The organism is Bifidobacterium sp. H6bp9 (genome assembly GCF_032193695.1).
Taxonomy (GTDB): Bacteria; Actinomycetota; Actinomycetes; order Actinomycetales; family Bifidobacteriaceae; genus Bombiscardovia; species Bombiscardovia kimbladii.
This window is the reverse complement of sequence record NZ_JASTZY010000002.1, coordinates 76,600-95,619: the sequence shown is the minus strand read 5'-3', so window position 1 is coordinate 95,619 and position 19,020 is coordinate 76,600. Positions and strand designations below refer to the sequence as shown.

19 protein-coding genes are annotated in these 19,020 nt (G+C 56.1%); 16 read left to right on the top strand and 3 right to left on the bottom strand.

Translation table 11 applies throughout. The features are described from left to right. Nucleotides 1–87 precede the first annotated feature (87 nt). The gene (locus QRX40_RS04060; protein ID WP_024627736.1) at nt 88–435 is read left to right on the top strand and encodes a hypothetical protein; all 348 of its coding nucleotides are present in this window, start codon (nt 88–90) and stop codon (nt 433–435) included. 6 nt (nt 436–441) lie between these two features. Here the strand turns inward: QRX40_RS04060 and QRX40_RS04055 are convergent, their stop codons facing one another. Further along, the gene (locus tag QRX40_RS04055) at nt 442–1,716 is read right to left on the bottom strand and encodes an aquaporin (RefSeq protein ID WP_313836472.1); all 1,275 of its coding nucleotides are present in this window, start codon (nt 1,714–1,716) and stop codon (nt 442–444) included. Between the two features lie 170 nt (nt 1,717–1,886). Between QRX40_RS04055 and QRX40_RS04050 the strand changes: the two genes are divergently transcribed. Both QRX40_RS04050 and der read left to right on the top strand, forming a co-directional pair. After that, nucleotides 1,887–2,660, top strand: coding sequence for a pseudouridine synthase (locus QRX40_RS04050; RefSeq protein WP_045924410.1), 774 nt, complete (start codon nt 1,887–1,889; stop codon nt 2,658–2,660). Next, nucleotides 2,657–4,765: a bifunctional cytidylate kinase/GTPase Der gene (gene der, locus QRX40_RS04045; protein WP_313836471.1), complete on the top strand. Its 2,109-nt coding sequence runs from the start codon at nt 2,657–2,659 to the stop codon at nt 4,763–4,765. The genes QRX40_RS04050 and der overlap by 4 nt, the downstream gene beginning before the upstream one ends. A gap of 217 nt (nt 4,766–4,982) precedes the next feature. On the opposite strand, the gene QRX40_RS04040 is transcribed toward der, so the two are convergent. After that, nucleotides 4,983–5,711: an SdpI family protein gene (locus tag QRX40_RS04040; protein WP_313836470.1), complete on the bottom strand. Its 729-nt coding sequence runs from the start codon at nt 5,709–5,711 to the stop codon at nt 4,983–4,985. A 10-nt stretch (nt 5,712–5,721) separates the two neighbouring features. Continuing rightward, entirely contained in the window at nt 5,722–6,060 is a 339-nt protein-coding gene (locus QRX40_RS04035) for a metalloregulator ArsR/SmtB family transcription factor (protein ID WP_045924406.1), read from the bottom strand. 311 nt (nt 6,061–6,371) lie between these two features. On the opposite strand from QRX40_RS04035, the gene QRX40_RS04030 reads away from it, so the two are divergent. The 13 genes from QRX40_RS04030 to QRX40_RS03970 all read left to right on the top strand — a co-directional run bounded on the left by QRX40_RS04030 (nt 6,372) and on the right by QRX40_RS03970 (nt 18,995). Next, the gene (locus QRX40_RS04030) at nt 6,372–7,019 is read left to right on the top strand and encodes an HAD family phosphatase (RefSeq protein WP_313836733.1); all 648 of its coding nucleotides are present in this window, start codon (nt 6,372–6,374) and stop codon (nt 7,017–7,019) included. A gap of 120 nt (nt 7,020–7,139) precedes the next feature. Beyond that, the gene (locus tag QRX40_RS04025) at nt 7,140–7,763 is read left to right on the top strand and encodes a DNA repair protein (protein ID WP_313836467.1); all 624 of its coding nucleotides are present in this window, start codon (nt 7,140–7,142) and stop codon (nt 7,761–7,763) included. A 251-nt stretch (nt 7,764–8,014) separates the two neighbouring features. Beyond that, the gene (locus QRX40_RS04020) at nt 8,015–9,055 is read left to right on the top strand and encodes a zinc-dependent alcohol dehydrogenase family protein (RefSeq protein WP_313836466.1); all 1,041 of its coding nucleotides are present in this window, start codon (nt 8,015–8,017) and stop codon (nt 9,053–9,055) included. A 314-nt stretch (nt 9,056–9,369) separates the two neighbouring features. Beyond that, the gene (locus tag QRX40_RS04015) at nt 9,370–10,101 is read left to right on the top strand and encodes an ABC transporter ATP-binding protein (protein ID WP_229281689.1); all 732 of its coding nucleotides are present in this window, start codon (nt 9,370–9,372) and stop codon (nt 10,099–10,101) included. Nucleotides 10,102–10,133: 32 nt separating this feature from the next. Then, nucleotides 10,134–11,519: a hypothetical protein gene (locus tag QRX40_RS04010; protein ID WP_046322885.1), complete on the top strand. Its 1,386-nt coding sequence runs from the start codon at nt 10,134–10,136 to the stop codon at nt 11,517–11,519. A 312-nt stretch (nt 11,520–11,831) separates the two neighbouring features. Continuing rightward, on the top strand, nt 11,832–12,365 hold the full coding sequence (locus tag QRX40_RS04005) for a ClbS/DfsB family four-helix bundle protein (protein WP_198204003.1): 534 nt from the start codon (nt 11,832–11,834) through the stop codon (nt 12,363–12,365). A gap of 210 nt (nt 12,366–12,575) precedes the next feature. Next, a complete protein-coding gene (locus tag QRX40_RS04000) occupies nt 12,576–13,172 on the top strand; it encodes a sigma-70 family RNA polymerase sigma factor (protein ID WP_313836465.1) in 597 nt (198 codons plus the stop codon). Between the two features lie 14 nt (nt 13,173–13,186). Continuing rightward, nucleotides 13,187–14,032, top strand: a complete 846-nt coding sequence (locus QRX40_RS03995; protein WP_313836463.1) for a hypothetical protein — start codon at nt 13,187–13,189, stop codon at nt 14,030–14,032. Between the two features lie 102 nt (nt 14,033–14,134). Next, a complete protein-coding gene (locus QRX40_RS03990) occupies nt 14,135–14,758 on the top strand; it encodes a hypothetical protein (protein ID WP_313836461.1) in 624 nt (207 codons plus the stop codon). Next, complete coding sequence (locus tag QRX40_RS03985; RefSeq protein ID WP_313836459.1) at nt 14,755–15,513, top strand: murein hydrolase transporter LrgB; 759 nt, start codon at nt 14,755–14,757, stop codon at nt 15,511–15,513. Before QRX40_RS03990 ends, QRX40_RS03985 begins: the two co-directional genes overlap by 4 nt. Before the next feature lie 31 nt (nt 15,514–15,544). Next, nucleotides 15,545–16,405 carry an ABC transporter ATP-binding protein gene (locus tag QRX40_RS03980; protein WP_313836457.1) on the top strand — a complete coding sequence of 287 codons (861 nt, stop codon included), beginning with the start codon at nt 15,545–15,547 and terminating at the stop codon, nt 16,403–16,405. Between the two features lie 35 nt (nt 16,406–16,440). Then, nucleotides 16,441–16,845 (top strand): DUF2511 domain-containing protein, encoded by a 405-nt coding sequence (locus tag QRX40_RS03975; RefSeq protein ID WP_313836455.1) that lies wholly within the window; start codon nt 16,441–16,443, stop codon nt 16,843–16,845. A gap of 464 nt (nt 16,846–17,309) precedes the next feature. Continuing rightward, nucleotides 17,310–18,995, top strand: coding sequence for an MFS transporter (locus QRX40_RS03970; protein WP_396184339.1), 1,686 nt, complete (start codon nt 17,310–17,312; stop codon nt 18,993–18,995). Nucleotides 18,996–19,020: the final 25 nt, after the last annotated feature.

Sequence of the window (19,020 nt, the reverse complement as noted above, 5' to 3'; positions counted from 1 at the left end):
GTTTCAAGGCGATGGCGGCACGGTCGCTTTGCGTCAACAGCACTGGTAGGCTCGAACCGACAGAGCATGTGCGGAAGGCAGGAGAACATGGCAGACGCGGCTAAGACCGAAAACCCGAACCTCAAGCCCCCGCAACCGCCCAAGACTTCTGGTCGAGGCCACCCCTTCGTCTCGGAGGCTCAGGAGGGTCGCCCTATCTGCGAGGCCATCATCTTTCTCGTGGTGCTTGTCGCCGCGCTCGTGGCTTTCTGCGGATACACATGGGCCGCGACTGGACTGGTGTCCGTCGCGGCCCTGGTTTGCGGCGCCCTGCGCCTGATCCTCAAGGAACGCAGCCCCTGGAAGGTCCGGTCGGTGCCCTTCGATGCCTTCATCAGCATCGCCCTGGGCATCGGCCTGCTGGTCACCTACACCAGCATTCAGCTGATGCTGTGACCCCTCTCAGCCTTCAGTAGGCTTGTCTTCGGATTGATCATCACTGTCTTCTGTTTCCGAAGCAGTATGAAGGGGCTCGACCTGCAGATCGGGAATGGTTCCTGCATTAGCTGGGGCAACAGCATCCTTTCCAGCATCAGCATCCTGCTCTGCATCGGAATCGGATAGAGAAGATACATCGACGGTCTGAGCAGTGGTGTCTGCAGGGGCGACTGTGTCAGTTGTATCAGCAGTAGCGGTTTGAACTGGAGCAGGAGATGCCTGGGTCGATTGATCCTGAGCCTGGGCACCGGCAGGAGCAAAGGCTTCAGCCTGAGCATCCGGGCCCGCCTGAGCCTGGGCACCGGGGGCAAAAGCATCAGCTTGTGCTTGTGTCTGAGCATCTGCATCCATTTGTACAACTGGCTGCGCATCAGTGGCAGCGCCCATGGCGCGCATGGCCATGTTGTCGGTGACGATGCTGGTCATAATGATGACCAGGGCCACCAGAGAAGCAGCCAGCAGGGGGCAGATCCAGAAGAGCCAGAGCTGCGAGATCGGGCTGACGGCCATGTGCTTGGACTGGGCGAAGATGGCGATGCCGGTGGAACGAGCCGGGTTCAGTCCCGAACAGGTGATGGGGTAGGTGACCAGCACGCCGACGCCATAGGCCAGCCCGGTGTAGAGAGCATGATTGCGGCGGGCGCGGCCGTCGGAGCGCAGGGTGGTGATGGCCGCAGCCACCACGATCATGCAGCCGATCAGCTCAACCACGATGGCCATGGGCGCCCCGAAGGCGATATGCTGCTGGCCCAGGGTGGCTGCAGCGGGTGATCCGCCGGAAAAACCGTTGACCGAGAACATGAGCCAGGTCCTGTCCGGCACAGATTTGCTGACCGGGATAAGGGCGACTGCGAGTGCACCGGAGCCAATAGCGCCGATCACCTGGGCGACGATGTAGATCAGACCATCCACCATGCTGATCTGCGAGGTGAACATGGCGGCGACGGTCACGGCGGGGTTGAAGTGTCCGCCGGAGACGCCGCCCAGCATGGCCGTAACGACCAGGTAGGTCAGGGCGGTTCCCAGGACCGGCAGCACCACACTGGGCTGGCCCATGACCAGCTGGCCGAAGCTGTAGGACAGGTAGATGACCGCGCAGATCAGGAAGGTGCCCACCAGCTCTGCGGCCGCACGAATCCAACGAACATCACGGGGCCTGATCCGCCTGCGGACGGGCTTTGCGGCAACCTGCCCGTCGGCCTGTTCGAGAACCGGCTCAGCACTTGCTTCCATAGTCATGTTCCCCACCTTGCAATCCCTTCGACGACAATGAACAACAACAGTTTCTAGCTTAGGGCAAGCCAACAACACTTCCCTAGGCTCCGATATAGTATGATATGACCTTTCGGCGGCTGCGGTCGCCCAGAACGTCATCCGTTACATATCTATCAGGCCACGTTGGGAGAACGATGCCACATCCATACACACAGGCGATCAGAGCGCGCGAACAGGGGGAGGAAGGCATCCGCCTCCAGAAGGTGCTGGCCCAGGCCGGATTCGGCTCTCGTCGCAAATGCGAACAGATCATCACCCAGGGCAGGGTCGAGGTCGATGGCAAGCTGGTCACCACGCTGGGCAGCCGGGTGGACCCCTCCCATCAGCAGATCCGCGTGGATGGATCCCGCATCCATCTGAACGACAAGCATGTCACCCTGGCCCTGAACAAGCCCCGCAAGGTCCTCTCGACCATGGACGACCCCAAGGGCCGGTTCACCCTGCGCGACATCATCGGGGACCGTTACGAGCGGGTCTTCCACATGGGCAGGCTGGACTATGACTCAGAGGGCCTGATCCTCATGACCGACGACGGGGAGCTGGCCCAGCACGTCATGCACCCGCGCTACGAGGTGGAGAAGACCTATATCGCCACGCTCAGCGGCCACATTGGCGGCAATGTCTGCCGGCGGCTGGTCACCCAGGGTGTGGAGCTGGACGACGGCCTGATCCGCCTGGACCATTGCGCCATCATCGACCACAACCGCGAGCACACCATCGTCAAGGTGGTCCTGCATTCGGGCAAGAACCGGATAGTCCGGCGCATCTTCGGGGCTATCGGCTACCCGGTGACCCGGCTGGTGCGCACCCAGATCGGCCCCATCCGGCTGGGCGAGATCCGTCCGGGCTCCTACCGGGTGCTCTCTGCAGCTGAGATCAAGGCCTTGGATAAGGAGGTCGGACTGTGATCACCGTCGCCATCGATGGCCCTGCGGGAGTGGGCAAGTCCTCCACCTCGCGGGCCCTGGCCAAGCATTTCGGACTGGCCTACCTGGACACGGGCGCCATGTACCGGGCGGTCACCCTCTGGTGCATGGACTGCGGGCTGGATCTGGATACGGACCAGCCCAACCAGGAGGCGATCACTGAAGCCGTGGCCGATTCCATCACCGGCGGCCACCTGGTCATGGGACTGGACCCCGAGCATCCTACTGTCAGCCTGGACGGTCGTGACGTGGATGAAGCGATACGCTCCACCAGGGTCTCCGAACATGTCTCCGTGGTCTCTTCGATTCCAGCCGTGCGCCATGTCCTCATCGCCGCCCAGCGGGCCATCATAGCTGACCAAGATCGTGGCGTGGTGGCTGAGGGACGGGACATCACCACCGTGGTGGCCCCGGATGCCCAGGTCCGTGTGCTGCTGACAGCCCGCGAAGAGGTCCGTCAGGCCCGCCGCAGCGGCCAGGCCCAGTCCGGGTCAGCCGGCGCCGAGGATCTGGCTGCCCGGGATGCCCGGGATTCCAAGGTCACCTCCTTCATGAGCGCAGCCGACGGGGTGACCACCGTGGACAACTCCGATCTGACCTTCGAGCAGACCCAGAAGGTCCTGATCGATCTGGTCTCCTCGGCCATGGAGGAGGAATCCTACGACGAATACGCCCGCAACCTTGACGACTACGAGCTGGACGAGGAGGACCGAGCCCTGCTGGAGGGCGGCTCCGAAAATCAGGATGACCAGGACCATGGTCCCAAGGCCGTGGGCGTGCTGGCCGTGGTGGGAAGGCCCAACGTGGGCAAGTCCACCCTGGTCAACAGGATTCTCGGCCGCCGTGCTGCCGTGGTCGAAGACACCCCTGGTGTGACCCGGGATCGTGTCAGCTACGAGGCTGAATGGGCCGGTACCCAATTCAAGCTGGTGGACACCGGCGGCTGGGAGAGCGATGTGGAGGGCATCGAATCCGCCATCGCCTCCCAGGCGCAGGTAGCCGTATCCCTGGCTGATGCCGTCATTCTGGTCGTGGATGGCCAGGTTGGGCTGACCGCCAGCGACGAGCGGATCGTCACCATGCTGCGGGCCGCAGGCAAGCCGGTCGTCCTGGCCGTCAACAAGCTGGATGACCGGATGGCCGACTACACCGCCTCCGAATTCTGGAAGCTGGGCCTGGGCGAGCCCTATGCCATCTCCGCCATGCACGGCCGGGGGATAGGTGACCTGCTGGACGCCGCGCTGGAACAGCTCGGCAAGGCCGAGAAGACCTCGGGATTCCTCACCCCGGAGGGGCTGCGCCGGGTGGCCCTGGTCGGCCGGCCCAACGTAGGCAAGTCCTCCCTGCTCAACCAGCTGGCCCACGAGGAGCGGGCCGTGGTCCACGATGTGGCCGGCACCACCCGTGACCCGGTCGACCAGGTGGTCCAGGTGGACGGCGAGGACTGGCTCTTCATCGACACCGCCGGCATCAAGCGCCGCCTGCACAAGATCTCGGGTGCCGAATACTACTCCAGCCTGCGCACCCAGGCGGCCATCGAACGCTCGGAACTGGCGCTCATCCTCTTCGATGCCTCCCAGCCCATCGCCGACCAGGACTTGAAGGTCATGAGCCAGGCCGTGGATGCCGGCCGGGCCATCGTCCTGGTCTTCAACAAGTGGGATCTGCTGGACGACTTCGGCCGCCAGCGTCTTGAGCGGCTCTGGCAGACCGAATTCGACCGGGTCACCTGGGCCGAGCGGGTCAACCTGTCTGCCAAGACCGGCTGGCACACCAACCGGCTGGCCAAGGCCATGCGCACCGCCCTGGAATCATGGGACAAGCGCATACCGACCGGCAAGCTCAACTCCTTCCTGGGCAAGGTTCAGGCTGCACACCCGCATCCACTGCGGGGCGGCAAGCAACCGAGGATTCTCTTCGCCACCCAAGCCTCCACCAGGCCGCCGCGTTTCGTGATCTTCGCTACCGGCTTCCTGGAGCATGGCTACCGCCGCTATCTGGAACGCTGCCTGCGCGAGGAGTTCGGCTTCGAGGGCACTCCCATCCAGATCTCGGTGCATATCCGCGAAAAGAAGAAGCGCAAATAAAAAAGGTCCCTGGCCCGGCTCTTAAGTCGGCCCAGGGACCTTGCCTTCTCGACTAGACGGCCTTGTCTGCAAATCCTTGTAGAAAGAACTGTGTTTCTGGACATTTGTTGTATTTAGGGGACCTCCAAATCCTTCCAAAAGATTCAGATAGTCCCCATCACGTATATACAGATCTGTTATTTGCAGTCTCCTTCAAACCACTCATTGCATATAAGCACTAGCGGTGGTACACGGGTCCGCCCTGCCCGGCATACTTTCTGCCAGCGTATGAACCATAGGCAAATATGAGTACAAGGACGATTGCCAGAGCGGTTCCACAGATCCAGTAGAGCCTGACTCCGCTATAAGCCAGGGCGGCCAGGATCATGACCACGCCCAGAATCATGAAGAGCACCCCGCCAAACTGCTGACAACGGCGCCAAGCCTCGCGGCTGGAGTAGGCACCTGGCACCCGAAAACCGCTGATGCCATTGGGTCTGGTTTTAGGAGCAAGATTGCCGATGACTATGAGAGTCAGACCAGTCAATAGCATGGCGACCTTATCAATGCCGAAATCCGTCGGCCACCATCCCCAATGAGGATCAGCAACAGCTAATTCGAACAGATCTAAAACCGCGACAATAATCTGCATGCATAGACCACCAAGCAGAAAAACGGTCAAGGTATGCCCCGCTTCATCACCACGTTTAATCAAATATGCACGCAGGACGAACATGAGGATGGTCCAAATCAGCGCAATGACCAGACAGAAGCAGGGCATCCAAACCAGCTCCTGGGGAGAGCCCCAGCGATCCACCTGGTTCTGTGCATTCCAATGAAGCGGGACGTTTTCATTCGGCAGACGATTGACCACTATGCGGCTTACGCCCAGCATGATTATCCCCGGCAACCACTGAGCCGCGACAAGGGTCGGGACGAACCGACCCGCTTTGCTGCCATCCGCCATGAGAGTCTCCTTAGGACTCGGAAACTGTCGTCGAACCAGTTTCCTTGCTCACAGTCCGCGGCTCGGGCAGACTTCTCTTGTCGCTGGCGCTGGTCCGCAGGCGGTAGAGCCACTGAATAGTGCTGTCCAGCACACTCAGATTGAGTTCGTAGATGACCCTGGTGCCCTGCTTGTGGCCGACAATCAGGTCTGCTTCTTTCAACTTCCGCAGATGATAGGACAGCTTGGATGGCGTCATTCCCAGTTTTTCGGCCAGGCGTCCCGCCTCCATGCCGCCCTGCTCCAAAAGATCCAGCACACGACGACGCAGTGGATCAGCCAGAGCCGCTGTTGTTTCTTGAATAGCCATAAGTCTCCTTTTTCGATGATTTTCTCTAGTATTTGCATGCTAACATTGTTTCAACCAATATTGTATATATTCTTCAACTTTTATGTGCTTTTCGCTCGCTGAGCGCAAAATAATTGACAATCGCTTGGATTGATGACTTCCGTGGCAATATTAAACTGTTGAACTTACCTACTTTTCTGCAGCCAAGGCTGATCGGGGAGGGCCTTGGCTCTAAGCCGTTGGGCAGGTCATGCTCTTAGGTCATGCTACTATGAAGAACTTCGACAGACAGGAGAACGTGCGGCGTGGGCGAAGATAAAACAAAAGTCAACATTGGCAAGGCCGCCATCTTCGACTTGGACGGCACACTTCTGGATTCCATGGGAGTTTGGAAGGAAATCGACCAACGTTTCTTTGCTCGCCGCAACATCCCCATGCCGGACGATTACGCATCTGCAGTGGCCTCCATGCAGACCGGTGCCATCGCCAGATACACCATCGACCGCTTCCACCTTGACGAGCGCCCAGAAGATCTTGTGAAGGAGTGGAACGAGGACGCACTCCTGCTCTACGCCACAGCTGTGCAGCCCAAACCACATGCACTCGATTACCTGCAAGCGCTAAAAGCGAGCGGTGCCGCCCTGGCTGTGGCAACCAGCCTTCCGCCGCGCCTGCGACAGGCTGCTCTGAAGCACGCTGGCATGACCGATTGTTTCGACCAGGTCTGCAGCGTGGATGATGCCAAAAGCATCGGCAAGGAGGAACCGGAAATCTACCTGTTGGCTTCACGGATGCTGGGAGTTGCGCCCGACCACTGCACGGTGTTCGAGGATCTTCTAGTCGCCGTCGATTCGGCCAAAAGCACTGGGATGAAGGTCTGGGCCATGTACGACCAGTCTTCGGCCAAGGATTGGGATGCCATCCGGTCTGAGGCTGATGGCGCTATCACTGACTTCGCCCAGGCACCTGCCATTCTCTGACTCGCTCCGCACCGGCTTGAGCCAGCTGTTACCATGAAAAGCGTCAAGTAATCTGGTGGAGGCGTTATGGGCAATTCAGGCAGGATAAATGCCGGTTGCTCAAAGTGGCTGTATTCACGTTTGCTCGCTCGCCTGGGATTGCAGAATTGGTGGCCGGCAGAGACCGACTTCGAGATGATGATCGGAGCTGTGCTGGTCCAGCATACAGCCTGGGGGAACGCGGCCATGTCCATCGAGCAGCTACGCACGGCCGATCTGCTCAACCCCTGCAACATGGCCGACGTCGATCTGGCAAGGCTGACGAACTTGATCAGATCAAGCGGCTTCATGAAGGCCAAGGCACGCACCTGCAAGGCCTTGGCTCAGTGGCTGCTGGCTCACGGCATCCGCACGGCCGATGTTGAGGATTGCGCGGATGAAGGCCTGCGTGACGACCTGCTCACCATTGCCGGGGTTGGACGCGAGACGGCGGATGTCATACGGCTCTATGCCTTCGGCCAGCGCTGCTTTATTTGGGATGCCTATGCACGCCGGATGCTGGACGGTCTGGGATGGGCCTCCTTGCGGTCATACCAGGAGGGCGAAGAGTACGAGGCGGATTTTATTCAGGTTGATCAATGGCCGCTCAACGACTTGCGCGAATACCACGGGCTGATCGTCCAAGCAGGCAAAAACCATCGCAATCCCCAAGCCTATGCCGCCTTCCTTAAGGAACTTGGCGGTCATGAAAGCTCTTCCAAATGAGTTGATCCCCTTGAGGTTCGGCCGAGTCACAAGGCATATGACGGTATCCCGATACGGCACCCCTATAAAGCACCTATATATGGCTGCATCTTATGACCGTGTTCCCGCGTAACAATCTTGTCCGAACCTCGGTGAATCGCACACAATAAGGCATCGACTTGACTTCAAGCGGATTGAACTCCGTAGACTATGTTTCATCCGCATACTTGGCAGGCAAATACGCCAGGTAGTGAAGAATGGGGAGCAAGAGCATGAAGGCAGCAAAGTTTGTGAAGCCAGGCCGCATCGAGCTGGAGGAAGCACCGATGCCGACCATCGAAAAGCCCGGAGATGCCGTGATTCGGGTCGTCCGGGCCTGCGTGTGCGGATCCGACCTGTGGTGGTACCGGGGGATTTCCTCAATGCCCTCAGGCAGTCACGTAGGGCACGAAGCCATCGGCCTGGTCGAAAAGGTGGGCTCGGATGTCTCTCATGCCAAACCGGGTGACTTCGTCGTAGCACCCTTCACCCATGGCTGCGGGCACTGCGCGGCCTGCAGGGCCGGCTTCGACGGTGACTGCCTTGATCCGGACAGGCGGGGGAGCGGCGGCTATCAGAGCGAGTATCTGCGATTCACCAACGCGGACTGGGCCTTGGTGAAGATTCCAGGCCAACCTGAGGACTACAGCGACCACATGCTCGACTCCCTGCTGACCCTCTCCGACGTGATGGCCACCGGTTATCATACAGCCGCAACAGCCCAGGTCAAGGGGGGCGACACGGTCGTGGTCATGGGCGATGGGGCGGTGGGTCTGTGCGGTGTCATAGCAGCCAAGCTGCGTGGGGCCGAACGCATCATCGCCATGAGCCGGCATGAGGACCGCCAGAGGTTGGCGCGTGAATTCGGAGCCACTGACATCGTGGCTGAACGTGGAGATGCTGCTGTGGAGCAGGTCATGGCCCTCACCGACGGAGCAGGAGTCGATGCGGTTCTGGAATGCGTGGGCACCGAACTGTCCACCGATACCGCCGTCAGGGTGGCCCGGCCCGGCGCAGTGGTCGGCAGGGTGGGTGTGCCACAGCAGGCCACCATGGACACCTCTAAGCTCTTCTGGCGCAATGTCGGTCTGCGAGGCGGCACGGCCGCAGTCACCACATATGACAGGCATCTGTTGCTTGACCAGGTGCTCAAGGGCAGCATCCAGCCAGGCAAGGTCTTCACCAAGCGCTTTGCCTTGGATCACATCCAGGAGGCCTATGAGGCCATGGACCAGCGCACCGCTATCAAATCCCTACTGCTTGTTAGCGAATGAGGCTGCAGCAGTAATCAGCTGATCCCCGCCGCTACTGACTTTGCCAGTGGCGGCGCGTAAGCATGGCTGATCGAGCATGCCTCTTATTTCGAAAAATCAGGGTCGAATCAGGGATAATTCAGGGTAACTCAGGGTATTTCATCCCTTCTTTCGCTGATATCAATGGAAGTGACTGATGACGACAAGGATGACCGTCATACAGGGGCAAGCGACGAACGAGGGCACATGACATCTGCGAGGCGAATCAGCATTACTGAGCGTAGATGCCTCGGTCTGGAAGGTTGTCGATGATCAACCAAGGGAAAGATGCAACCATGAATAACCCCAACGTAAGCGAAAGCAGAGGCCCGACACCCACGATTGAAGCTACGGGGCTGTCCATGGTGGTCTCCCCGCGCCGCGGCGATTCACTGACCATTCTCAATGACATCTCATTCACTGCCTATCCGGGGGAGATGACCGGCATCATCGGGCCGTCAGGCAGCGGCAAATCAACTCTGCTGTACTGCCTGGCTGGGCTGGAGAAGGCCACTAGCGGCACTGTGCTTCTGCTGGGCAAGGACATAACCCGTCTGGGGCTGTCGGCCATGACCAAGTTCAGACGCCAGCATCTAGGCTTTGTATTCCAGTCCTACAACCTGATCACCAGCATGACAGTCGAACAGAATCTGGCTCTGCCATTCACCCTTCGCGGATCCCGCTTTCCCAGAAAGACGGCGGATTCACTCTTGAAGTACTTTGGCTTGATCGATCAGAAAAAGCAAAGCGTCACCCTGCTGTCAGGCGGCGAGCAGCAACGTGTTGCCCTGGCCCGCGTCCTGTTATCCGACGCAGACGTGGTATTCGCGGACGAGCCGACTGGCGCCCTGGATCAGGAATCCGGAGAAAAGGTCATATCGGTGCTGAAGGAACTCGCCAACCACGAGAAGAAAACCATCATACTGGTGACGCATAGCAATGAAGTGGCAGGTCAGTGCGATCGGTTGTTTGCCGTGCGCGATGGCCGAATCAGCCAGTCATTCTCTGCGAAAGCGCCCATGGCATGAGAGGCGCTCTGTCCGAACTCAAAGCAGCGCCCATGGTCTGGAGCGCCGTCTTGCTGGCCATGGTCGTATCCCAGACTGTCATCTGCTCCCTCATCGCGATCGCCACGATCATTGATCAGGACTATCAGGGCCCGGAGCAGGTACTTGGATCCACATACACTGGTCCCGCCTTGGCATTCAGCGTGATCATCACCATAGCTGTGCTGCTATGGGTCATGAATTCAGCACTGAATCAACGCCGGCATCAACTGGCGCTCATGGTTTTGCAAGGCGCTCTGCCTTGGCAACTGCTGGCCTGGAATCTGCTGATAGTCATGGGATTATTCATCCTGTCCATTGCAGCCACCTGCCTTTTGCTGCCGGTGATTACGCCCTTGACCTTCGCCATGGTGACAAATCCATTTGATTTGCATTTGACCTATGCCGGCAGCCACCTGTTCGATTCGCTAGGCAAAGGCCTCGCTTTCAGCGCTGCGCCCATCTTCATAAGCACCTTGTTGACTATCCGTTCGCTCTCGAAAATACGACCAATGGAAGCCCTCAGGCAATCCCAGGACCCTCCAAAGCGGATAGGCGTCTTCCGCTTCCTCCTGGGAATCGTATGCTTGATTGGTGCTGGCTGCATGTTGCTGATTCCAGCTTTTGCACTTGCAACTAACCCTCGTGCCAGTCAGATGAGCAGCGATGCCGCTCCAGATCGGATGACGGTATTTCTCGCCTTCGCCATGGGCGGCATGTTCCTCCTGATATTTTCGCTGGCAGCTTTCGCGCCATATCTCCTGCCCGGCTTCACGGCGATATGGACGCGTATTGTAGCGTTGCCATCCAGAACCTGGAGGCTGGCAGGCCAACAGGCTGTCGGCAGCATACAGCGCCAGGGAGCGACGATAATCCCGATGACTGCGGGTCTATCATTGCTGATGACCGTCAGCGGAGGGTTGAGCACAATGATCACCACCTTGCTAGTCGCTTTTCCCCACACACCAGGCAGCGTTCCGGCGACCACAGACATGTTTGCGAGTCTCTTGGCGCTCACTGGACCGCCAATAATCATCGCGATAACAGGTGCAATTGCAGGCACCTTGATCACTTCCAAAGGCAGAGGACTTGATCTGGCGCTGACCTACGTATCAGGTGCTGGAATCGGCCAGCTCAGAGTATTGGGCGCGCTTGACGGCATCATCACTATGATTACCAGCGCACTGTTCTCCCTGGTCATCACATTGCTCTGCACCTCATCCCTGACTTTCATGCTCTCACGCTTCATGGGCAAAGCACAGATGAGCGTGCAATGGGGCGCATGGATCGTAGTGGTGCTCATCGTATCCCTGCTTGGTGCCGCAGCCACAGGAATCCAAGCTCTGACCACCAGGTTCGAGAACTCAGTCAGTGTCATATCTCATGCCATCGGCGAATAATAAAGCCTCGCTGCATGCACGCGAATACATATTTGAGCCACAGCGGGCCTGCCGACCTCTGTCATTCCTCCATGTCTATTGTTAAATAAATTAAGTCGGTATATGCAGCGCTCGGCTTGATGAATTTAATTGGTAGATACAACTGTGAGCACTTGATGGCTTTCCACCAATACAGGTAAACACAGGAGTATGCGACGATTTCCTACACGCGAGCATTTGCAAGGCCCATATAGGGTACAGTCGATGGCAAACCGAGACCGGTGACAATCAACCAGTCAAATCTTGTCAACAACAGACAAATGGAGGACCGTCATGGCGCGACCTACCACCAAGGAAGAACTCATCAAGGCGGCTGATGATGGCTTCGACAAAATCATGGCGCTGCTTGAGCCGCTGACACCCGAAGAACGCAATGGCCGCTTTTCCTTCGACCTGAGCAAGGAGAAGGGGGCCCATTGGGCACGCGACAGGAACATCAAGGACGTGCTCGTCCATCTCTACGAGTGGCATCAGCTGCTGTTGAACTGGGTGGAGGACAACCAGGAGGGCAGGACCCACGACTTTCTTCCGGACGGCTACAACTGGCGCAATTACGGCGAGATGAATGTGAAGCTGCGGGACAAGCATGATGACACCACCTACGATCAGGCCTTGAACCTGTTTATCGAATCCCATAAGAAGGTCATGGCCCTGGCGCAATCGTTCACCAACGAACAGCTGTTCACCAAGGGCGCCCTCCCATGGACCGGAAACTCTACCTTGGGCTCCGCCTTCATCTCTTCGACCTCCAGCCATTACGACTGGGCCCTGAAGAAGATACGGAAGTACTTGAAGGGGCGCAAATAAGCGCTAGGACACCTGAAAAGAACCAGCTTCACTCACAGACAGTAATGGGTTGCCCTGCGACTTCGCGACTAAATTCACAGTACGGGCGATCCTAAAAGCAGCATCCCAGTATATTCGTAATAGCAATGGAGCATAACCGCGATAACCGCTTGCATAACAGTATGCAGGACGATATCCAGAATGTAGACAATACAGAGAAGGACATCATCAGTGAAACGATCTCGAATTGATCCAGATGCTGATGATATAAGGCTGATCAAAATGGTGGCCGCTAAGAATGAATCGGCCTTTGAAGCGCTTTACAATAAGTATGCTCATACCGTCCAAGCCTTTATTTCCCTGCGAGTATCCGACGATGAGGATGCCAGTGAAGTTTTTGCTGACACATGGCTGGGCTGCTGGCGTTCCTCAAAAACCTTCCGCACAGACAGCAAGGTGCTCACCTGGATACTCAGCATTGCCCGGCGGCAAATTTATATGAAACGTCGCAAACCGAAACCACCTGACCAAATGGATCAGGCGGAACTTGACTCAATAGCCGATGATCAGCTGGAGCCTGTGGAACTGGTCAATAAGGATCTGACGATGGAAATAATACGGCAAAGGATTGATGCACTCCCAGCAGAAATGGCCTATACGGTGACGCTGGCCTGGCTCCACGAGTTACCCTACACGGAAATAGCCTCCCTGCTCGACGTTCCGGTCGGGACTGTGAAATCTCGCATTGCCCGGGCAAGGCAGATCCTGCGCCCGCAGTTGACCGACCTCGCTCCAGTCAAACCCCATAAACTGCAGAGCCAGAGATAATTGAAGGGGTGATTATGACAGACCGATATAAGAGCACAAGCCCAGACAGCACAGGCCCAGTCACCGAAGAATACCGGGGTGAAGTTCAAGAGGCGCTTAGGGAAAAAGAGCAGAATGCCCAGCCGGCAGTTCCGGCTTTTACTAGCATAATGAAGGCCATTCACCAAAAGCCGTCGCTGGCAACGGATCAACCGATACCATTCATGCGTCGAGTGCGTTCCTGTGGCCCGCTTGTTCTGGCCCAATTCCGCCTCATGCCGCGATATATCTTTCTGGTGGAAATCGCGATAGCAGCGTGCTCGGTTTTAATTAGCAACCTTATGCAAGGTGCACGTTACGGCAGTCTCGGTACGCATATCTTTTCAAATATGCTCATGCTCAACATGGCACTGACCATGATCCTGGTTTTTTCCATTAAAGACGATCGTGAATTAATGCTCAGTATGCCCCTGGGACCTCAAGTTGCAGTAGCTACCAGACTGCTGCTGGCCTTTATTTCCAATATTGTCGTCGGGGGAGCGGCCTTATTGATCGTCACTGTCATCAACCCTGGAATAAGGCCCCTACCAGTTATTGCCCAAACGATAGCCCCCATGACACTCCTGGCGAATATCGTGGCCCTCTTATGCATATGGCAATGCTCTTGGATTGCACTGCTCCTAGGGGTACTTGCACCACTATTGAGAACTTTGCAGAACTTGAGGTCATCATTTTTCCTACCGGCATGGGTCAATTCGGTACCCACTACAACCGCAGCCTGGGCAGGGACCATCCTCCTTACAGTGGGACACCTATCTGCTGCTATCCTTACAGCCCCTCTTGCCTGGCATACTCAACTCGCTGGTGGAGATAAAAATTAATGAACCTTTCCATCCTCTCTCGCTACTAACTAAGCAGACAGGATAAATAGCGAGCAAAGTCTGGCGGCAGCCGAGGGCCAAAACCAGATATGAGGGAGGTGGATGAGGTTGGCTTTCGTAGGTATACAGCTCAAGAGGCTTTATAGGCTGGTATTGCTGCCATTCATACTGACCGCAGGTGTTCTTCTTGCGGGCTTCGTACTGGAGGGCATCTGGTCATTGAGCCGCATACGGCCGGTTATGATGGTTCTTACTCAGGTGCCAGTAATTGCTGCTGGCCTATCTACAGCTTTTGTGCTCAATGGTGACCCAATCGTTGAACTTACTGAGTCAACTCCAACTGGATGGCGGAAAGTTCAAGTGACCAGGCTGCTTATCATTACCGTGGCAAATCTTACTGCCGCGGGCCTTCTCTTTATCGGCTTGCATATGATGCGACTTTGGCCACGCGACCAGGGATGGGTGAGCATCATTACCCCTGTTGGCAGTATATTCATGGTCAACTGTCTGGTTTTCCTTATAGCCGTACTTACCATGTCTATGCCAACGTCGTCGCTGGCTTCCATAGCTATTTGGCTGTTTTTATGTTTTATATGGGATCCATACATAACCGATCCAGTCCGGCAACGGCTCCTCCCAATGTTTTTTGCAGCGGCAGGCGCAATCTTCGGATGGAACATGTGCGGTGATGCGGAGCGCAATGTTGTAAAGGTGGCAGCCCTATGAGGATACTGAGCCTTGTACGCATCACGCTACTGATGTTTTATCGACGCAAAGCCTTGTGGATAGCCAGCATGCCGCTGGCGCTCTTCGCCCTCTTTTTGGCCTATGCCTCTCCTATGTCACCTGGATTCAGCAATATACAGGGTCTTGTCTTTACCGGACAGGTTCTTGCTATGTTCACCCCGTTGGCATACGCAGCATCCTTTAGCAACCTTATGACTGCCGGCAGGCGAACAGGTATGGACGAGCTTGAATCCACATCCCCCTTGCCGATGGCTGCCATTCGCTCAGCTCATATCTTGGGAGCCTGGGTCATCTGCATATCATCTTCCCTGCTTTTCCTTGTATTGATCGCAATCTACCAAGCCTTTAATGGCAACGGTAAGGCAATACTGGTAGCCCCGGCAGTAGCACTTGTCATACTCTCGCCATCAATGCTGATCGCTATGGGGATATCCGCCCTGCTAGGAGCCCTGTTGCCCACAATCGTAGCCCGAATTCTTGCCGTCCTGGCATGGGCCTGGCTGGCTTTCTATACCCCCCTATTGCCACTTCCAACACTCAATGGCGGCCCGCTGGCCGTCATTGGCGATCCCATTGCACAGGGATGGTTCCATACCGATCCTATGTACGCACCAGCGAACGGCCCCTTTACCGTCCAATCAGGAGTCATATCGCTGCTCTGGCAGGTGTGTATTATCTTCCTTCTTTTCACTGGTGCAAACATAGCCTCCAACCACATAAAAGCTCGGGTCTGACTTTCATCTGACTTTGAAAGGAATTACTCACATGTTTATCTCTATTGACCATCTGACCAAGGATTTTCGGGGGAGGCCGGCGGCTTTGAACGATCTGACCATTGATCTTCCAAAGGGCATGATAGGGCTTATTGGTCCAAATGGTGCCGGCAAAACAACTCTCATGCGCATTCTCACCGGAATAATCAAACCGACTAAAGGTAAAGTTTTTATTGATGGACAGGACCTGTCATCGCCGGCCAATAGGCGAAATCTAAAACGACACCTGGGTTATCTGCCACAGCACATCACCCCCTACGAGAACCTGTCCCCGCTTGAATTCCTTGACTATATCGGCATCTTGAAAATGATCGACAATAAACGTGCACGGCAGGAGCAGGCACATACCCTCCTAGAACAGGTTGGATTGGAAGACGTGATGAACCAACCTATCGGAGGGTTGTCCGGAGGTATGAGGCGCAGGGTCGGCATCGCACAGGCACTTATGGGCGACCCCCAGCTGCTGGTAGTCGACGAACCCACAGCGGGGTTGGATCCCGAAGAGCGCATGCGGTTCCGCACGCTCCTTGCCCAGCTGGGGCAGGATCGAACCGTTATCCTCTCCACCCACATACTCGATGACGTTGCACAAACCTGCCCCTGGGTATGCGTATTACGTGTCGGACGCAACCAGTATGACGGGCCGACTGAGGGGCTGATCCATGAAGCTGCCGGTCACACCTGGGTCACGCCTCCCATCGCGGCCCCACCGGATAATGCCACAATCATCAACGCGGAACCCACCCAACAGGGGACAAGATACCGCATAGTTACTGATACACCGCCCGCAGGCTCTGTAGAAACTGCGCCCAGCCTTGAGGACGGATATATGGCTTTGGCCAGCGAGCGCTAGAAACCGCCTCCAAGTATGAAAGAACGTCGATAATTATGAAACGAATCAAGCAGAGCCTCAGAACCATTTTGCTTATATGCGCCACAGTTATGCTGACAGTGGGGGTTGTCGGCTGCGCTGATGGCATGAAGCACCCTGAAGAGTATTCCACTGATGGAAGCAATAAGGTTGCAGCTACCAGCAACCCGCAAACAATTTCGAAAGAAGATCTGGGTCACACCTGGCCTCTTAAAGTTGATGAGGGCACCGTGTCATGCGAGCTCAGTAAGCATGGAGACCCCATCCTCCGCTTTACCACCTCAGATGGCGCACAGTACGCGCTGAACCAGGTACAAGACAATGAGCATCTCAAAAGCATTGAGACACTAAAATCAGACAAAAGTAAGTCAGTAGGAACTCTGATGAGTTTCGCCTTCTCGGTCTGCGACATACCAAGATAAACCAGTTTTACAGGGCCCAACAGATAGCCAAACAGTGGGCAACAATGACGACAGGTCAACCAGGTTGACTGCGTGGAGAATGTCCTCACATTGCATTGTCTGTCGCTGATATTACTCATTCATAGCGTCAGGCGAATACCGCTCACATTGGCCAGTGGAGAGGGCAGTTGCTCGCGAGTCTTCTGGGTAATCTGCCTGCCATAACTATCGATTCCCCCCCCCCACCACCAATTGGCTTATAAAATCACTCGATAAACTGCGAGACAGTACTTTTCCCTGCACCAGACAGCCCTATAACTCACACAGTCTGATTTCCGCAAACTGTTGCATTGCTGATCTTCCAGTCCCAGCTCTGACACGACAGACATCATGTCATCCGAATGGGGGACAGAGATATAGCGACTGGGATGACATAAGAAGCGAGAAGATCTTTTTACTCTCATGGTGTAGCGCCTCCAAAGCCGATTACGGCGATACCAGTTGCGCAAACACGAAAGAGAGACAGCATGCAAGATTGCGAAGTCAAGAGACAAGAAGACCCCGTGCCAGTGATCGGGGCTTCACAACCTCCGATCAGTCACAAAAAACTCAGCCTGATCATGATTGGACTCATTGTGGCTGTCTCTATGACCAACATAGATTCGACAATCGTCTCCTTGTCGAGTCAGGCAGTCCAATCAGGTCTGGGTCTGACCGCAAGCGGCATACAGTGGATTGTCAACGCCTACATGCTGGCTGCAGCCGCCACTTTCCCCATCTGCGGGCATCTGTCGGATCTAGCGGGCTACAAACGCATCATGCTTTCAGGTACATTCCTCTTTGGAATGGGCAGCTTATGTTGCGGACTTGTTCCTGCAAATTCACTGTCGCTGATGCTGATGATCTTCTCCCGAGCGCTCCAAGGCATTGGTTCAGCCATGATGTTCCCGGCCGCTATCGGTATTCTGTTCTCCTACTCGGCCGAAAACAAAAGGGCCGGAAACATGGCTCTGTTCTTCGCCATCACAGGAGCCATGACATGTTTGGGCCCCATTCTGGGCTCTTGGCTGATTCAATACTCCTGGCGCGACATCTTCTTTATCAATCTGCCTCTGGCTCTTGTGGCCATCGTCATGATCGTCTCGATGATTCCGAAGGACTCTCCCACAACTGAACCCGGTAGTCAGCATATTGACTGGGCTGGCGGCCTGGCCGTAGGACTCGCCATGATAGCTCTGATCGTGCCGATTCAACAGGGCAGCACCGTTGGCTGGTCGGATTGGCGCATTATTGCCAGTTTTGGTGCCAGCCTTGTGCTATTCCTGGTGTTCGGCTTCTGGGATTCGCACGTTGGCAATCCAATCATTAAACTCAGAATCTTCCGCAACCCACCATTCGACATTTCCCAGCTCGCCATGTTGGTAGCCGCCGTGATCTTCCAACCCATCATGTACTTCCTCAGCGTCTATGGGCTCCTTGCACTCAACCGGTCAACATTGATGACCAGCCTATTCATCCTCTACTTTTTCTTAGGTTTCCTGGTTTCCGCCTTGTTAGGCGCCCAACTCTTCAACAGACATGGCATGAAACCGGTATTGCTGATTGCCGGCTTGATAGCCGCAACGGGTTTCTCCCTCATGTCGCTTACAGCCGGTTCGCTCGATAAAGGACTGCCCTCCAATACCGTCTGGCTGTCACTTTCCATGGTGGTTGCGGGTGCAGGGATCGGATTCATGTTCTCGCCATCATCCACTGATGCGGTCAATCGGGCCATCAACGCCTCTTATGGAGAAGTCACTGCCATCAATCAGACCTTCAAAAACTTCGGCGGCGCCTTAGGCATGGCAATGCTTGGACCCTTGTGTACCCATTATTTTGCCCTGGATATTCATAAGGCCTTGGGCAAGTACGGAGTAAGCGCATCCCGAGCGCAAGCCATCGCAGATACTATTGGATCCGGAACTTCGGCAGGTGCTCAATCACAATTCGCCAGTATGCCCCAATCCATGCGGAATATGATTATGCCTCTGATCAGGGCCTCCTATGCCAGCGGCAGCAGCAAGGTCTTCCTAGCAATGGGTTGTCTGTCCTTGCTATTCATTCCCTTGGCTCTCTTGTATACCCGAAAAGGCAAGCAAATTTTCGCTGGTAAGACAATCAAAAACCAATGAAGATCTCGGTTTCGAGGCTCGGAAA

Bases quoted from the DNA above. Each gene is read 5' to 3' on its own strand.
- QRX40_RS04060 (WP_024627736.1), top strand. From the start codon at position 88: ATGGCAGACGCGGCTAAGACCGAAAACCCGAACCTCAAGCCCCCGCAA.
- QRX40_RS04055 (WP_313836472.1), bottom strand. From the start codon at position 1,716: ATGACTATGGAAGCAAGTGCTGAGCCGGTTCTCGAACAGGCCGACGGG.
- QRX40_RS04050 (WP_045924410.1), top strand. From the start codon at position 1,887: ATGCCACATCCATACACACAGGCGATCAGAGCGCGCGAACAGGGGGAG.
- QRX40_RS04040 (WP_313836470.1), bottom strand. From the start codon at position 5,711: ATGGCGGATGGCAGCAAAGCGGGTCGGTTCGTCCCGACCCTTGTCGCG.
- QRX40_RS04035 (WP_045924406.1), bottom strand. From the start codon at position 6,060: ATGGCTATTCAAGAAACAACAGCGGCTCTGGCTGATCCACTGCGTCGT.
- QRX40_RS04020 (WP_313836466.1), top strand. From the start codon at position 8,015: ATGAAGGCAGCAAAGTTTGTGAAGCCAGGCCGCATCGAGCTGGAGGAA.
- QRX40_RS04015 (WP_229281689.1), top strand. From the start codon at position 9,370: ATGAATAACCCCAACGTAAGCGAAAGCAGAGGCCCGACACCCACGATT.
- QRX40_RS04010 (WP_046322885.1), top strand. From the start codon at position 10,134: ATGGTCTGGAGCGCCGTCTTGCTGGCCATGGTCGTATCCCAGACTGTC.
- QRX40_RS04005 (WP_198204003.1), top strand. From the start codon at position 11,832: ATGGCGCGACCTACCACCAAGGAAGAACTCATCAAGGCGGCTGATGAT.
- QRX40_RS03995 (WP_313836463.1), top strand. From the start codon at position 13,187: ATGACAGACCGATATAAGAGCACAAGCCCAGACAGCACAGGCCCAGTC.
- QRX40_RS03990 (WP_313836461.1), top strand. From the start codon at position 14,135: ATGAGGTTGGCTTTCGTAGGTATACAGCTCAAGAGGCTTTATAGGCTG.
- QRX40_RS03985 (WP_313836459.1), top strand. From the start codon at position 14,755: ATGAGGATACTGAGCCTTGTACGCATCACGCTACTGATGTTTTATCGA.
- QRX40_RS03980 (WP_313836457.1), top strand. From the start codon at position 15,545: ATGTTTATCTCTATTGACCATCTGACCAAGGATTTTCGGGGGAGGCCG.
- QRX40_RS03975 (WP_313836455.1), top strand. From the start codon at position 16,441: ATGAAACGAATCAAGCAGAGCCTCAGAACCATTTTGCTTATATGCGCC.